Genomic DNA, 15,244 nt, shown 5'->3' with positions numbered 1-15,244 from the left:
ATCGCAAGCGCGATGCCCCCGAGCGACTCGCGCTGCAGGGCGAGGGCGGGGGCTCAACGGGGTGTGAGCGGACTGGAAAAAATCATGAGTGCTTTCATGTGGATACCATAACCATTCCCACAGGCTTTGGCAATGTCAGGGGGTCTGGTAGTCGTACTGCTTGAGGATGCGGGCCAGCGTCCCGTCGGCTCGCATCTCATGGATGACCTGACGCCAGCGCGCCGCCTCCTTGGGTGGAAAACCGGGATGGGCGGCCAGGTAGAGCGGCGTGGTCTGCAAGGTGTCACCCCGCACCAGGTCATTGAGGGGCAGGCCCGCCTGTCTCTGGGCATAGCGGGCGGTATTCCAGGCCACGGCCCAGACCTGAATGCGCCCACGGGCCAGTTTGTTGGCGTTGTTGAGCTCCTCGGCGACGGTCTCGACCCGCTGCTCGGGCAGCGTCCGGCTCAGGCTATGGCCATAAGAGCCGCGCATGGCGCCGAGTGACAGGGAGGGCAGTTCACCGACCGTGACAGGGGCGGGGTGATGGTGGCGGTGCGTCACCAGCACGAAAGCCTCGTCCAGCAAGGGGGTTATCCAGAGAAAACGGGGGGCGCGCTGGGGGCTCTTGACGGGGGGCACCAGCAGGACGTCCGCCCGGTATCTGGCTTGCTCCACGGCGCGGGCCATGGGCATCAGCTCGATGTGCAGGGGTTCATGCAGTCGGCGCGCCGCCTCTTCCAGCACTTCGATGACCATGCCGCTCGGCGCCCCCTGTTGTGACTGGATGACATAGGGGGGCACCTGTCCGGCGATGACGGTCACGGCGCTGGCGCAAGGCACCAGCAGCCAGAACGAGCATGATAAAAGCAGAGTGCGCAGCGACATGAGCAAGGGCCCGACAGAGAATGGCGGGAGTGTATCATGATGCTGGGCAGGCGTACCGGGGTGTGCTTATCCGCTAATCGAAGAAGTCCCGCAGATCCAGCGTCTGGTAGCCATCGAGCTGCTGCCAGGGCAGGGTCTTTGGCAGTGACTTCGGGGTCACTTCCATCCGGTAACTGCGATAACCATCCAGACTCGCGGACTCCACCACCAGAGGGAGTTGCCACTGACTGGACCAGAGGATGCGGGTGCGTTGCTTGCCCTCGCGTTTTTCATACCAGCGGGCCTGGGCGGGGGCCGCCTCGTCCAGTGGCGTCATGCCCTGCAGCAGGGCCGGATCCACCAGGTAGCGGATCTTGTCCCAATTGGGGGTAAAACCGACCTGGCCGTACTCCTCGGGAGGAACGTCCACCAACTGGTTGTGCCAGGCGTCGGCGTAGCGCAGTTGCAGGCCCTCGTCGCTCTGGCTGACCCAGCGGGCCGCCATCTGATGGGTGAAATGCTTGTGGCCAGGATTGGCGTCATGGGTGGCGTGATAGGCGCGGGCCAGGGGTATGGGGATGAGCCGCTGGCTCCACACCTGGTTGCCGACCCGCATCCATTTTTCTTGCCAGTGGCTCTCCCGGGCGATGCCATCGGCACCGGTCACCCGGTTCTGGTAGCTGATGCGGGTGGCCAAGTCCGGAACGTCGTCGAAGTAGGCCTGGCTTGTCGCGGGGCTGGCGAGCAGCCAGAGAGGAAACAAGAGTCGAATCATAAGCATCGCTCGAAAGAGCAGGGGCCAGCGCTTATCGGCTGGCCCCCGCCGCTTACAGACCGAGCGCCTCCCGCAACTTGCCGAACACGCGGGTGTTGTCGAGGGTGCCCTTGAAGCGGTCGCTGCCGGCGCCGCCGGCGAACAGCATGACATCGCCGCCGCCGTGGGTCTCGGAGCCGAGCTTGACGCCGGTCTCCTGCAGGTAGTCATCCGCCATCACCTGATCGCTGGTGAGGGTGGGGCGAACGTCGTGACGGGTAGGGCCGTTGCCGAACACCAGGGTGGTGAAGGGTTTGCCCTGGGCGTCGTTCTGGGTCGAACCATCCTCATTTTTCACCAGATCCAGCACGGGGTTGCCCTTGGCGGAGTAGCCGTTGATGGTCATGGTGTGGTCGTGATCCGCCGTCACCACGATCAGGGTGTTGGCGAGATCCACCTTGGCCAATGCCGTCTTCACCGCCTCGTCCAGAGCCACCGCATCGGTCAGCGACCGTTTGGCGTTGGTGGCGTGAAGGGCGTGGTCGATGCGTCCCCCTTCCACCATCAGGAAGTAGCCCTCGCTGTTCTGACTCAAGAGATCGATCGCCTTGGCGGTCATCTCGGAGAGTGACGGCTGGGTGTTGGCCGCGCCCTTGGCGACCCGGTCCAGCTCGTAGTCGAGGTGTGATTTGGCACTGAACAGCCCCAGCACCTTGCCGTTCTGCACCTTGGCGAGATCGCTCTGGGTGGTGACGTATTGATAACCCTGGGCGCTGAGCTCGGCGGTGAGATCCCGGCCATCGGCGCGGCCCCCCTTGTTGCTGGCGCTATAAGGGGTCCAGTGATTGGCGCCGCCCCCCAGCAGTACATCCACCCCATCCCCGAGGGCGGTGTTGAAACCGGCACCGCCCGGCACCGCCTGCTCGGCGATGGCATAGGCCGCATCCCGGTGGCAGATGTGGGAGTAGGTGGCGGCCGGGGTGGCGTGGGTCAGCTCGGTGGTGGTGACGGCGCCGACGGACTTGCCCGCCGCCTTGGCCAGCTCCAGCAGGGTGGGCACCGGGGTGCCATTGTCGCTGGTGCAGTTGTTGACGCCCTTGTTGCCATTCACATCTTTGCCCGGCGCCACGGCCTGGGTATCGCTGCTCATGGCAATGACCTCGTTGTTCATCTTGACGCCCGTGGTGTAGGCCGCCATGGAGGGGGCCGAATCCGTGGTCTGGGCATCGTTGGAGAAGGTCTTGATGCGTGCGCTACGGGGCAGTTTCATGATCTCCAGATCCCCCTCTTCACCGACCTTGAACAGGCGGGTGGCGGTGAGGACGGTGGGACCCATGCCGTCACCGATGAAGAGGATCACGTTCTTGGCGTCGCTGGCCTGGGCCTGGCCCGCCAGGGCTCCCAGTAGGGCGGTGCAGACGAGGGTTTTATTCATGGCTGATTTCATCAGAATGCTCCTTACAGCTTGGCCGCAGCCTTGACCTTGCCGAACACGGCGGTGTTATCGAGAGAGCCGTGGAAGCTGTCCGCTCCCTGGCCGATGGCGCCGAGGAAGACGTCGGTGCCGCCATGGGTTTCGTTGCCGATGTCGCCGGTGCTGACCACCACCTCCTGGTGGTAATCGTCGGCGGAGACGGTGGCGTCATCGAGGGCGGCCACGCTGCTGCGCGGGCCTTCTACCCGGTTGTAGCCGTTGCCAAAGCCGATGATGGTGTAAGGCATGCCGTCGGCGTCCTTGCTGGGTTCGCCATCGGTGTAGTTCTTCACCAGCCCGAGCACGCCCGGGTTGCTGGCAGTGGTCTTGCCGGTACGCTTGGCATAGCCGTTCAGTACCAGGGTATGGTCATGGTCGGCGGTGACCACGATCAGGGTATTCTGCAGTTCGGGATCGGTTTTCTTCACCTCAAGGATGGCGGCCTTGATGGCGTCATCGAAGGCGATGGTGTCCTGCAGGGCGCGCTTGGCGTTGGTGTCGTGCAGGGCGTGATCGATGCGTCCCCCTTCCACCATCAGGAAGTAACCCTTCTCCTTGCCCTGGAGCTGCTTGATGGCAGCCAGTGTCATCTGGCTCAAGGAAGGCTCGCTGGCCGGTCTGTCCAGGTCATATTTCATGTGGCTCGAACCGAACAATCCCAGCAGCGGCTTGCTGGCATCGGCCTGGTTCAGCTCGTCGAGGGTGCTGGCAAACTGGTAGCCCTTGGCCTGCATCTCGCTCACCAGGTTGCGACCATCGGTGCGCTTGCCCTTGTCGGCGGTGGGCAGGAAGAAGCTGCTGCCGCCCCCGAGCACCACGTCCAGCCCCTCTTTCAGGGCCCCGTTGTAGCCGGCGCCACCCGGAACCATCTGGGCGGCGATGTCTGCCTCCAGATCCCGGTTGCAGATGTGGGCATAGGTGGCGGCCGGGGTAGCGTGAGTCACCCGGGTGCTGGTGACGATGCCGGTGCCGCGCCCGTCAGCCTTGGCCAGCTCCAGCAAGGTGGTGACCGGCTTGCCGACACTCTGGTTGCAGTCGGCCTCCTGGGTGGCGTCGCTGTCCATGCTGATGACGCCGTTGTTGCTCTTGACCCCGGTCATGTAGGCCGCCATGGAGGGGGCCGAGTCGGTGACCTGGGCATCGTGGGAGTAGGTCTTGATGAAGGCCGTCTCCGGCAGGGTGTCTATGGTGAGATCCCCCTCTTCACCGACGCCGTAGATACGGGCCGCGGTCAGGGTGTTGAGGCCCATGCCATCGCCGAGGAAGAAGATCACGTTCTTGGCGCGGGGTTCGGGGGGATTGCTGTCGTTTGTGGAATTGCAGCCAGCGGCCAGGGCGGCTCCGATCATCAATGCAAGTCCTGCCATCTTTCTCATTGGGGTTCGCTCCTTGTAAAACCTGAGCGCAGCCTAGAGGGGCCGGATGACACTTTTAGTGAAATTGGATGACAATCCGATGAAGGTGTTAGCTAAATGTTATGTTGTATCAATCACTTATTGATGATGGCTCTGTCAGTTTCCCGCCCTGAATAAAGGCGGGCAGGGGGAGCCAGCGGCTTGGTGGTTTGCTTTTATCTGACTAGAATCACCTGTCAAATTGAGGCGCCAACGGGTAAAATGCGCCCCCTTGCGACGCCAGACGTCCGCCATCGCTCGCCGCGCGTTCCCGTAAGCCAGCGCCTGCAGCCCTTACAGAGAGTCACGGATATGTCCATCAACTGGTTCCCCGGCCACATGCACAAGGCCCGCAAAGAGATTGCCGAGGTCATGCCCCAGGTCGATGTCATCATCGAGATGATCGATGCCCGCATCCCCTTCTCCAGCGAAAACCCGCTGGTGCCCGAGCTGCGCGGCGATACCCCGGTGATCAAGGTGCTGAACAAGGCGGATCTTGCCGACCCCGAGATCACCGAGCTGTGGGTGGCGCACATGGAAAAAGAGAAGGGGATCAAGGCGCTGCCCCTGACCCAGCAGGAGCCGGAGAAGATCAAGGCGCTGCTGACCCTGTGCCACGAGATGCTGCCTGAGCGCAACTTCGACCTGCGCGGCGTGCGGGCCATGATCATGGGCATCCCCAACGTGGGCAAGTCGACCCTGATCAACACCCTGGCGGGGCGCATCATCGCCCGCACCGGCAACGAGGCGGGGGTGACCAAGTCCCAGCAGCGGATCAAGCTCGACAACAACGTTATCCTGACCGATACCCCGGGTTTCCTCTGGCCCAAGCTCAATCCGCCCTCCTGCGGCTACCGGCTGGCTATCACCGCCGCCATCAAGGACACGGTGTTCGACTATGCCGACATCGCCATGTTCGCCGCCGATTACTTCATCAAGGCGTACCCCGAGCGGATCAAGACGCGCTACCAGTTGAGCGAGCTGCCACAAACCGAGATCGAGCTGCTCGAGCTTATCGCCCGCCAGCGCGGCTTCATGCGCAAGGGGGGGCTTGCCGATCTGCACAAGGCGTCCGAGATCCTGGTGAACGAGTTCCGTTCCGGCATGCTGGGCCGCATCTCCCTGGAAACGCCGGAGATGGTGGCCGCGGAGATCATCGAAGCGGATGCCGAGGCCGAGCAGAAGGCCAAGGAGAAGGCGGAGCGTGAGGAGCAGCGTCAGGCCCGCGCCCGTCGCAAGTACGCCAAGAAACGTTGAGCCGGGGCCTCCTTGCTGGCGTTGCCACCGACTGACACACAAAGCGCCTGCGGGCGCTTTTTGTTTGGCCCACAGTGTTCTGCAACCTCGCTTCTTCACGCTTCCGTCTTTATGCTGGCCGTCGCCATTGCCCATGGGGGGAGGGCAAACCCTGCTTAAGGCCCTCGCTTTATATAGAAACCGCCAGATAATCAGCAGGATATGAACAAGGTTCAGCTGGCGCTCGCTGAGTCGCACTGTGGGCACCAATCACTGGCCTGAAAAAATCCCGCCGACGCTCTCTCTGAGCGATTGACAATGGTTTTGGCGGTGGCATGATGCGCTCGCATTTTTGCCTCTCCCCACGGTTTTATCCATGACCACATATACCCGGCCAGTGCTGTTATTGCTCTGTGGCCTGCTGCTGACCCTGGCCATCGCGGTGCTGAATACCCTGGTACCGCTCTGGCTGGCCCATGAAAAACTGCCGACCTGGCAGGTGGGCATGGTCAGCTCCTCCTATTTCAGCGGCAACCTGCTGGGCACCCTGCTGGCGGGGTCGCTCATCAAACGGGTCGGCTTCAACCGCAGTTACTACCTGGCCTCCCTGCTCTTCGCCGCAGGCTGTGTAGGCCTCGGGATCAGCCTCGAATTCTGGAACTGGCTCGGCTGGCGTTTCCTCGCCGGGGTCGGCTGCGCCATGATCTGGGTGGTGGTGGAGAGTGCACTGATGTGCAGCGGCACCGCCCACAACCGTGGCCGTCTGCTGGCCGCCTACATGATGGTCTATTACGTGGGCACGGTGCTGGGGCAACTCCTGGTGAGCAAGGTGCCGACCGGGCTGATGGCGGTATTGCCCTGGGTCACCGGTCTGATACTGGTGGCCAGCTTGCCATTGCTGTTCACTCGCATCGTCAATGCGCACGGGGAACAGCAGAGTACCACCCTGGTCTGGCCCATGCTGCGCCTGCGATCGGCCCGTCTCGGGGTCGATGGCTGCATCATCTCCGGCATCGTGCTGGGATCCCTCTATGGCCTGATGCCGCTCTACCTGAATCATCAGGGCGTGAGCGACGGGGGCATCGGCTTCTGGATGGCGGTGATGGTGAGTGCCGGCATCCTGGGGCAGTGGCCCATCGGCCGTCTGGCGGACAGGTTCGGACGCTTGCCGGTGCTGAGGGTGCAGGTGTTCGTGGTGATCCTGGGGGCCCTGGGGATGCTCGGCAACGCGGCCATGGGGCCGACCTTGTTCATCCTGGGGGCGGCGGGATTCACGCTCTATCCGGTGGCCATGGCCTGGGCCTGCGAGAAGGTCGAACAGCATCAGCTGGTGGCGATGAACCAGGCGCTGCTGCTGAGCTATACCATCGGCAGTCTGCTGGGGCCGACCCTGACCGCGATGCTGATGCAGCGCTACTCGGATAACCTGTTGTTCGTCATGATAGCCTGCGTCTCCTTCATCTATCTGCTGATGCTGCTGCGCAAGATGGGGACACACAGGACGCCGGTGGCTCATGCCTGAGGGTGGGCAAAGGCGCCAGATACCGGGCCGTCAATCGGCTAGCCAATCCTGGGGGCGAGCTGAGCCGTCACTGTTGTGCTTTATATAAAGAAGAGGCGGCCCCTGGGCCGCCTCTTCGTTTGGGGTGAGCGGGCTAGCCGAAGCGGCGCCGCGCCTCCTCAAACAGGGAGAGATGCAGGGGGATCAGGGCCTGCCAGTCTCGCCGATAGCCACCTCCCGGCACGGCGGCGATGGCCAGCCCATGCTGCCGCGCACAGTCAAAGACCATGGCGTCCCGTTGGCGCACCCCGGCATCGCTCAGGGAGAGAAACCCCAGCTCGTCGGCATGGTGCACATCCACCCCGGCCTGATAGAGGATGAGATCCGGCTGATAGAGGCGCAGCGCCAGGGCGAGGGCCTGCTCCAGGGGGGTGAGGTAGGCATCGTCCTCCATGGCCTCTGGCAGCGGGAAATCCAGATGGGAAGCGGGCTTGTGGAAGGGGAAGTTGCGCTCCCCATGGAGGGAGAGGGTGATGATCTCCCGGCTCTCCGTGCACAGGGCCGCACTGCCATCCCCCTGATGGACATCGAGATCCACGATGAGCACCTGCTCGCAGCGTCCCTCGTCGAGACAGGTCTGGGCCGCAATCACCAGATCGTTGAACAGGCAAAAACCGCTGCCATAGTCCCGGTGGGCATGGTGGTAGCCACCGGAGATCTGCAGGCCGCACCCTTCGGCCAGGGCATGGCGGCTGGCGGCAATGGTTGCCCCGACCGAGTGCAGGGTACGCTCGATAAGCAGGGGCGACCAGGGAAAGCCGAGTCGGCGGATGGCGTCCCGGCCCAGGGCGCCGGTGAGGGCGGCCTCCACATAGTGCTCGTCATGAACGCGGGTGAGCTGCTCCCGGCTGGCGGGGGCCGTCAGTGCCAGGGGATAACCCCGGGCCGACAGGGTCTGCTGCAGCGCCTGGTACTTGGCGAGGGGAAAGCGGTGGCGCGCCGGCAGAGCGAGGGCGGAATAGCTGTCGTGATGGAAGATGCGAAGCGTCATGAGGCGGCCTGCCCAAGGTTTGAGAAGGGCGTGAAAAAGGGGAGCATGGCTCCCCTTTGGCATCGATATGGCGTGGCCATTACTGCTGCTGGATCACCCAGATCTGGAATGCCTTGCGGGTCTCGGCATCGGCCTTGTTGTACCAGCTCTGCAGCTGGGTCAGGGCTTCCGGGTTGCTCATGGCCTTGCTCGGCGCCACTTCGACCGGCGCGCTGGCGGCAGCCATCACGGCGGCGGTGGAGACGGCAACGGTTTTGGGCTGATTGAATGCCTTGCCCATCTTGATGAGCTCTTGCTGGTAGTCACGGGTCAGCTGGAAGCCACCCACGGTCGGCATGATGAATTGCTCGGTCTTCAGAGCCTGGCCGGTGGCTTTGTCTTTCAGGACCACGTTCTGATCCTTGATGAAACGACGAGCTTCCTCTTCCTTGCGGGGTTTCTTGAAGTCGAGGAACAGTTGCTGGTTGTCGGCGGCGTTGAAGTTGATCACCAGGGGCTCGGCGGTCACCAGCTTGGTTTCGCTGCGGCTGGAGTAGTTGCCTTCGAAGGCGACGACGACCTGGTGCCGGCCAGGCTCGATGGAGAAGACGGTGGCTTTGTCGAGCAGTTGCGGGTTGACGGGTTCACCGTCGAGCAGCTGGATGACGTAGGGATTGTTTATTTCCAGTTGGCTAGCGGCCAGGGCGCTACCTGCCCACAACAGACCAGCCAGGGCCGGTACCAGAACAGTCAGTTTCATTTCATCTCCTTGAACAGTCAGGCGAGTGCCCACTGAAAAATAGGGGCTCATTTTTACAGGTTTGCCGCACAGCGGCAATAGGTGTTTAGGGCGTCTCTGACCGGGTTTGCAGCGTATTTTCTCGCAGGAGAAGGGGCGGGCAGTCGATCCTTTGGCCTACTCCACCCGTCGGGTGAAGGGCGGCAGGGCATCCAGCAGCCCCTTGCCGTAACGCTTGGTCAGCAGGCGCCGGTCGAGAATGGTGACCCGCCCCCTGTCGGCCTCCTTGCGAATGAGGCGACCGCAGGCCTGGATGAGCTTGCGGGACGCCTCCGGCACCGTCAGCTGCAGGAAGGGATTGCCGCCGCGCTGCTCAATCCACTCGGCGGTGGCCTCTTCCACCGGGGAGTTGGGCACCGCGAAGGGGAGCTTGGTGATCACCAGGTTGGTGAGGTAGTGGCCGGGCAGGTCCAGCCCCTCGGAGAAGCTGCCGGTACCAAACAAGATGCTGGCCTGGCCGCCGTCGCACTTCTGTTTGTGCAGGGTCAAGAGGGCGCTGCGAGATGCCTCCCCCTGTACTAGCAGGGAGAGCCCCTTGGCCCGCACTCCCGCCGCCACTTCGTTCATCTGCCGGTAGGAGGAGAAGAGCACCAGGCTCGCCTCCTTGCCCGCCACCAGGCGGGGCAGAGTTTCTATCAGCTCCTGGGTGAAGGCCGGGGCGCTGGGCTCATGGACCATCTTGGGCAGATAGAGCTCCGCCTTGTGGTAGTCGAAGGGGGAACGCAATCGCAGATAGCGGGTGCCATCGTGCTCCTTGAGCCCCACCTGATGGCGGAAGTAACTGAAGGAGGAGAGGGCGGTGAGGGTGGCCGACACCAGCACGGCGCCAAGGCATTTTGACCAGAGCCACTCCTCCAGCAGATAACCCACTTCGATGGGGGAGGCGTGCAGCCAGATGTCGCCATCCTCCCCCTTGGCCATCCAGCGGGCCAGTGGCGTCTTGCCGGTGGGCACGTGGCGGCTCAGCATCTCCCACAGGGCGCAGAAGCTCTCGAGTCGTTGCAGGTGAAAACCGCTCTCCGCCAGCAGGGGCTCGGCCTCCTTGCGGCGGATCTCCCCATCCTTGAGAGCCTCGCCGATGGCCCCCTGCATCCTGTCCAGCGCACGCAGCGCCTTCTTGCTCGCCTCTTTCAGATTCTCCGCCAGCATGGGCAGGGGATCCGGCAGCACCCCGTCGGCGAAGCGATGATGCTGCTCCCCCCCAAACAGGTGATCGTTGCCGGCGAGCCACTGCTCCAGCGCCTTGAGATCCGGCTGCAGGGAGGCCAGCGCATCCTGCAACTTGAGCTGAGGGTCCAGCAGGCTCTCCTTGTTCAGCGCCCGGGCCAGTTTGCCGGCACTTTGCACCAGCTTCTCCAGCCAGCGGCGCGAACCCTTGACGCTGGCGGAAGCGGCCCCGTGATCCCGGGCGATGGTCGGCAGGTGATGGGCTTCGTCCAGCACATAGATGCACTCATCCGGCGGCGGCAGAATGATGCCGCCCCCCATGGTGAGATCCGAGAGCAGCAGGGCGTGGTTGACCACCAGCACGTCGGCGGCATCCATGTCGTTGCGGGCGCGGTGGAAGGGGCAGTGCTGGTGATGGCTCAGGGCCTTGTTGCAGCTGTGGCGGTCGGCGGCAATCCTGTCCCAGCAGAGATCCGGGATGGGCTTGGGCCAGTTGTCCCGATCGCCGTCCCACTTGCCCTCGGTATAGGCCTGCCACAGCGCCTGATAGCGCTCTTTGTCGGCATCGGAAGGCTTGTGTTTGCTCAAAGCCCCGAAATCGAGCTCGAAGTTGGCCATCTCGCCGCCGCTCGCCGCCTGCTCCAGCAAGTGTTCGCAGCAGTAACGCTGGCGTCCCTTGACCAGCATGAACCGGAACGGCAGCTCGCTGTGCCTGTGGTAGAAGGGCAAGTCCTTGTGGATGAGCTGCTCTTGCAGGGCGACGGTGGCGGTAGAGATCACCAGCTTCTTCTGGGTGAGGCGTGCCACCGGGATGGCACCCTGGGCGTAGGAGAGGGATTTGCCGATGCCGGTGCCCGCCTCGGCTACCAGGATCCGGCGGGCCCTGTCGTATTCACCGGTCAGGGTCTTGGCTATCTCGGCCACCAGAAAGTTCTGCTCTTTACGGGGCACAAAGCCGGGTAAACCATCGGCAATCTGTCGATAAGTATTGCGAATGGTGGCTTTGAGGCGGGTCGATAGCATAAATGAAGTCTGGCCGATGCGGGGGAGGTGCAGACAGGATACCCGCAACAAGGCGGTGGGGTCGAGGCAGGGAGTGACAGGGGAAGGGATCCCTGGCGCCGCATTTATAGTATGAGGACTCAAATCGGTGCAATAAACCACCAGACTGGGTTATTAATGCAGCGATAATCGCTGTAAACGTTTTCCCTTTCAGGGGCTGTCAATGTGAGAGTCAGCTCACAAAATTTTTGCTTTGACTAAGCATTTCGCAAAAAGTTCCAAGTTTTTTCGTTGCGGATAGGAAAACCCGGTGATAGTCTCGGCGGCATAGTGATGCAAAGAACATCGCTAACACAGGGAATAACAAGGACTTAGTGTTTAATTACAGTAGGCATTGGAAACAACTATGAAAAAGACAATTCTGGCTATCGCAATCCCGGCTCTGTTCGCTTCTGCCGCTAACGCCGCAGTCGTTTATGACAAAGACGGTACCTCTTTTGATATCTACGGCCGTGTTCAGGCTAACGTATACGCTGACCATGACGACGCTGATACCGAGCTGGTTGGTTCTTCCCGTCTGGGCTGGTCCGGTAAAGTTGCGCTGAACAACACTTGGTCCGGTATCGCCAAGACCGAGTGGCAAGTTTCTGCTGAAAACTCTGACAACAAGTTCAACTCCCGTCACATCTATGTCGGCCTGGACGGTACCCAGTACGGTAAGATCATCTTCGGTCAAACCGACACCGCGTTCTACGACGTGCTGGAGCCGACCGATATCTTCAACGAATGGGGTGACGTAGGTAACTTCTACGACGGCCGTCAAGAAGGTCAGATCATCTACTCCAACAGCTTTGGCGGTTTCAGCGGCAAGCTGTCCTACCAGACCAACGATGACGTAGCCGTCAAGGTTACCGACATCGGCCAAGGCATCACTGAAGACGCCGTATACGGTCCGAACGTAAAACGTAAGTACGGCTATGCTGCCGCTGCTGGTTATGACTTCGACTTCGGTCTGGGCTTCGACGCCGGTTACGCTTACTCCGACCTGGAAAGCACCACCACTTCCGCTTCTGGCGACAAGAAAGAGTGGGCCCTGGGCGCACACTACGCCATCAACGGCTTCTACTTCGCCGGTGTCTACACCCAGGGTGACCTGAGCTACGACAACACTGCCTTCGGTAGCGACAAGGACAAGGGCCGTGGCTACGAGCTGGCTGCTTCCTACAACGTTGACGCCTGGACCTTCCTGGCCGGCTACAACTTCAAGGAAGGCAAGGTTGCCTCCAACTCCGCCAATGCTTCTTACGAAGATATTGTTGATGAGACCCTGCTGGGCGTGCAGTACAACTTCACCTCCAAGTTCAAGGCTTACACCGAGTACAAGATCCAGGGTATCGACAACGTGGATGACGAGTTCACCGTTGCCCTGCAATACAACTTCTAATCCAGTCTTGAGACTGAGTTAGTGAGTAAACGGCCAAGCTTCGCTTGGCCGTTTTGTTTTTTGTGCCCTTCCCACACAACACCTCCTCCGACCTCTCCCACTCATTCCCGCGCAGCATCACGTTGCCACGCTTTTTCCCTTGGCTCTCTCAAGCTGGATCGCTAGATTATTCAACTTGTTGAAGGAAAGTTGACCGACAGGGAAGAGCAGGCTTGATCGATTTTACCCACCCCGAGTGGCGGGCGCTGGCGCAGCAGTTGCTGGCCGATGCCGCCCCTGTGTTGCGTGCGCGCCAATGGCAGCCGCTCATCGGCATGCTCAGAGACAATCAGCTGTTGCTGGCCCTTGGCAATCATCGCTATGAGCTGACGCCGGCGGGCCGCCGCTATCTGACCCGTGAGCTGACCCTGGCCGAGATGGCCTGCGCCCCGCCCGAGCCGGAGGAGTGGCTGCATGGGCAGGGTTGGTTGCTGGGGGAGCGGGTCAACGAGCGGGTACTGGCGGCGCTCTATCGCAAAGGGCAGGGCAGCTTCAGCCCCGTCGAGCAGATCAACTTCGAAGACAAGGGGATTGGGCTGTGTCGGGATCAATCCCTGCGGCTGCGGGCCGCGCATCCGTTCAGCCTGTTTTTCAGCGGGGGGCGCCTGCTGGATGCGGGGCCCTGGCTGGAGAGTCTCGGCGAGGTGGCGCTGCCCGTTCGCACCCTGGGGGGCCTTGGCAAGATCCTGTGGAGGGAGGGGCATATGCAGCGAGTGATCAGCACCAATTCTCTCGGCGCCTTCGCGGAGCTGGCATTGCCCGATGATGCCCTGCTGGTCTGGCTGCCCCCCGATGAACCCGGCGCCCTGCGGTCCCTGATTGCCGCACTGCCGCCTCAGGTGCTCTGGAGTCACCTGGGGGCGCTGGAGCCCGCGGCCATCGATCGGGTGCTGATGCTGGCCGAGCGGCTTGGGCGGCCGGCGAGCTGGTGGCTGCCACGGGTCTTGGCCCCCATCAAGGAGGCCTATGCCTCGCCCCTGGTGGATTCCCGCCCCTGGGAACCGAGCCGGATCCCGCGGCCACTGGTGGCACTTTGTAGCGATTTGATCGAGTCAAACAGCGGTTTGTCCGCCGAAGTCTGCGCCCTGGCGCATGAGTGGCATGCCGTCGGTGACCTGGGCAGTGTAAGTGGTCAAAGATGTCTGTGAAAAAGCGGTTTTCCCCTATTGAGCAGGGTGGTATAAAGAGCTGACAATGCGCTCCCCTGCGGGCGCTTTTGTTTGCCACTTTTTTGTTTCAAAAACGCGCCTGCCACCCAACACATTCAATGGAATACAGGGACTACCATGTTTGAAAAGGTTGTTGCCGCCCCAGCGGATCCTATTCTGGGCCTGACCGAAGCCTTCCGTGCCGATACTCGTAACCGCAAGATCAATCTGGGGGTCGGTATCTACAAGGATGAGTCCGGTGCCACCCCCATACTGCACTGCGTCAAGAAGGCCGAACAGAAGCTGCTCGGTGACGAGAAGACCAAGAATTATCTCGGTATCGAGGGCAACCCCGAGTACGCCCGCATCGTGCAACAACTGCTGTTCGGGCAGGACTCCGCCCTGATCGCCAGCGGCCGCGCCAAGACGGCGCAGGCACCGGGCGGTACAGGGGCGCTGCGTATCGCCGCCGAGTTCGTGGTGCGCAACGGGCTCGCCAAGACCATCTGGATCTCCGATCCCACCTGGGCCAACCATGTCAGCGTGTTCCAGGCCGCCGGTCTCTCCGTGAAATGGTACAAGTACTACGATGCCGCCACCAAGGGCCTCGACTTCGCCACCATGCAGGCCTCGCTGGCCGAAGCGCAGGCCGGCGATCTGGTACTGCTGCACGGCTGCTGCCACAACCCGACCGGTATCGATCCGACCACCGAACAGTGGCAGGCCCTGGCCAAGCAGAGCGCCGCCGCCGGCTGGTTGCCGCTGTTTGACTTCGCCTATCAAGGGTTTGCCCGTGGCATCGAAGAGGATGCACAAGGGCTGCGGATCTTCGCCGCGTGCCACGACGAGCTGCTGGTGGCGAGCTCCTTCTCCAAGAACTTCGGCCTCTACAACGAGCGGGTCGGCGCCTTCACCCTGGTGAGTGCGAGCAAGGCCGTGGCCGATGTGGCCTTCACCCAGGTGAAGACCGTCATCCGTGCCAACTACTCCAATCCGCCGTCACATGGCGCCGCCGTGGTGACGGCCATCGTCAGCGATCCGGCCCTCTATGCCGAGTGGGTGGAAGAGGTGACCGCCATGCGCGTGCGGATCCGCGAGATGCGCGAGCTGCTGGTGGAGAAGCTCGCCGAGCGTGGTGTCGCCCAGGACTTTGGCTTCATCCGCGAGCAGAACGGCATGTTCTCCTTCTCCGGTCTCTCGAAAGATCAGGTGGAGCGCCTCAAGAGCGAGTTTGCCATCTATATCGTCGGCTCCGGCCGGATCAGCGTGGCCGGGATCACCCGTGCCAACATCGATCCCCTGTGCGATGCCATCGCCAAGGTGCTGTAAGGCGACTCGCGCTAAACCAAACGCCTGCCCGCCAGGGCGCACGCAAAGCCCGCCAATTCGGCGGGCTTTTTTATGTCGGGT

General features: G+C 62.2%; 12 protein-coding genes. 5 read left to right on the top strand and 7 right to left on the bottom strand.

What is annotated here, in order from left to right; translation table 11 throughout:
* Positions 1-135: 135 nt before the first annotated feature.
* The 4 genes from ABNP46_RS13480 to ABNP46_RS13465 form a co-directional block, all read right to left on the bottom strand.
* Entirely contained in the window at positions 136-867 is a 732-nt protein-coding gene (locus tag ABNP46_RS13480) for a substrate-binding periplasmic protein (RefSeq protein WP_349918446.1), read from the bottom strand.
* A gap of 73 nt (positions 868-940) precedes the next feature.
* Positions 941-1,621, bottom strand: a complete 681-nt coding sequence (locus ABNP46_RS13475; RefSeq protein ID WP_349918445.1) for a hypothetical protein — start codon at positions 1,619-1,621, stop codon at positions 941-943.
* A gap of 52 nt (positions 1,622-1,673) precedes the next feature.
* Positions 1,674-3,047 carry an alkaline phosphatase gene (locus ABNP46_RS13470; RefSeq protein WP_349918443.1) on the bottom strand — a complete coding sequence of 458 codons (1,374 nt, stop codon included), beginning with the start codon at positions 3,045-3,047 and terminating at the stop codon, positions 1,674-1,676.
* Between the two features lie 11 nt (positions 3,048-3,058).
* On the bottom strand, positions 3,059-4,450 hold the full coding sequence (locus tag ABNP46_RS13465; RefSeq protein ID WP_349918442.1) for an alkaline phosphatase: 1,392 nt from the start codon (positions 4,448-4,450) through the stop codon (positions 3,059-3,061).
* A gap of 330 nt (positions 4,451-4,780) precedes the next feature.
* Between ABNP46_RS13465 and ylqF the strand changes: the two genes are divergently transcribed.
* Together ylqF and ABNP46_RS13455 are read left to right on the top strand one after the other, a co-directional pair.
* Positions 4,781-5,725, top strand: coding sequence for a ribosome biogenesis GTPase YlqF (gene ylqF / locus ABNP46_RS13460; protein WP_349918440.1), 945 nt, complete (start codon positions 4,781-4,783; stop codon positions 5,723-5,725).
* 355 nt (positions 5,726-6,080) lie between these two features.
* The gene (locus ABNP46_RS13455; protein WP_349918439.1) at positions 6,081-7,226 is read left to right on the top strand and encodes an MFS transporter; all 1,146 of its coding nucleotides are present in this window, start codon (positions 6,081-6,083) and stop codon (positions 7,224-7,226) included.
* 133 nt (positions 7,227-7,359) lie between these two features.
* On the opposite strand, the gene ABNP46_RS13450 is transcribed toward ABNP46_RS13455, so the two are convergent.
* The 3 genes from ABNP46_RS13450 to dinG all read right to left on the bottom strand — a co-directional run bounded on the left by ABNP46_RS13450 (position 7,360) and on the right by dinG (position 11,224).
* Complete coding sequence (locus ABNP46_RS13450) at positions 7,360-8,256, bottom strand: histone deacetylase family protein (protein ID WP_349918437.1); 897 nt, start codon at positions 8,254-8,256, stop codon at positions 7,360-7,362.
* A 79-nt stretch (positions 8,257-8,335) separates the two neighbouring features.
* Positions 8,336-8,995, bottom strand: a complete 660-nt coding sequence (locus tag ABNP46_RS13445; protein WP_349918435.1) for a YccT family protein — start codon at positions 8,993-8,995, stop codon at positions 8,336-8,338.
* Positions 8,996-9,151: 156 nt separating this feature from the next.
* Positions 9,152-11,224 carry an ATP-dependent DNA helicase DinG gene (dinG, locus tag ABNP46_RS13440; protein WP_349918433.1) on the bottom strand — a complete coding sequence of 691 codons (2,073 nt, stop codon included), beginning with the start codon at positions 11,222-11,224 and terminating at the stop codon, positions 9,152-9,154.
* A 385-nt stretch (positions 11,225-11,609) separates the two neighbouring features.
* Between dinG and ABNP46_RS13435 the strand changes: the two genes are divergently transcribed.
* The 3 genes from ABNP46_RS13435 to ABNP46_RS13425 all read left to right on the top strand — a co-directional run bounded on the left by ABNP46_RS13435 (position 11,610) and on the right by ABNP46_RS13425 (position 15,163).
* The gene (locus ABNP46_RS13435; protein WP_349918432.1) at positions 11,610-12,647 is read left to right on the top strand and encodes a porin; all 1,038 of its coding nucleotides are present in this window, start codon (positions 11,610-11,612) and stop codon (positions 12,645-12,647) included.
* Positions 12,648-12,859: 212 nt separating this feature from the next.
* A complete protein-coding gene (locus ABNP46_RS13430; RefSeq protein WP_349918430.1) occupies positions 12,860-13,834 on the top strand; it encodes a hypothetical protein in 975 nt (324 codons plus the stop codon).
* Between the two features lie 138 nt (positions 13,835-13,972).
* Complete coding sequence (locus tag ABNP46_RS13425; protein WP_349918429.1) at positions 13,973-15,163, top strand: amino acid aminotransferase; 1,191 nt, start codon at positions 13,973-13,975, stop codon at positions 15,161-15,163.
* Positions 15,164-15,244: the final 81 nt, after the last annotated feature.

Origin of the sequence: Aeromonas veronii (assembly GCF_040215105.1) — a bacterium.
GTDB lineage: Bacteria > Pseudomonadota > Gammaproteobacteria > Enterobacterales > Aeromonadaceae > Aeromonas > Aeromonas veronii_G.
This window is presented reverse-complemented; position numbering and strand designations above follow the sequence as displayed.

Coding starts and splice junctions, on each gene's coding strand:
- ABNP46_RS13455 (WP_349918439.1), top strand. CDS start 6,081: ATGACCACATATACCCGGCCAGTGCTGTTATTGCTCTGTGGCCTGCTG.
- ABNP46_RS13425 (WP_349918429.1), top strand. CDS start 13,973: ATGTTTGAAAAGGTTGTTGCCGCCCCAGCGGATCCTATTCTGGGCCTG.
- ABNP46_RS13465 (WP_349918442.1), bottom strand. CDS start 4,450: ATGAGAAAGATGGCAGGACTTGCATTGATGATCGGAGCCGCCCTGGCC.
- ABNP46_RS13445 (WP_349918435.1), bottom strand. CDS start 8,995: ATGAAACTGACTGTTCTGGTACCGGCCCTGGCTGGTCTGTTGTGGGCA.
- ABNP46_RS13450 (WP_349918437.1), bottom strand. CDS start 8,256: ATGACGCTTCGCATCTTCCATCACGACAGCTATTCCGCCCTCGCTCTG.
- ABNP46_RS13475 (WP_349918445.1), bottom strand. CDS start 1,621: ATGATTCGACTCTTGTTTCCTCTCTGGCTGCTCGCCAGCCCCGCGACA.
- ABNP46_RS13435 (WP_349918432.1), top strand. CDS start 11,610: ATGAAAAAGACAATTCTGGCTATCGCAATCCCGGCTCTGTTCGCTTCT.
- ABNP46_RS13480 (WP_349918446.1), bottom strand. CDS start 867: ATGTCGCTGCGCACTCTGCTTTTATCATGCTCGTTCTGGCTGCTGGTG.
- ylqF (WP_349918440.1), top strand. CDS start 4,781: ATGTCCATCAACTGGTTCCCCGGCCACATGCACAAGGCCCGCAAAGAG.
- ABNP46_RS13470 (WP_349918443.1), bottom strand. CDS start 3,047: ATGAAATCAGCCATGAATAAAACCCTCGTCTGCACCGCCCTACTGGGA.
- dinG (WP_349918433.1), bottom strand. CDS start 11,224: ATGCTATCGACCCGCCTCAAAGCCACCATTCGCAATACTTATCGACAG.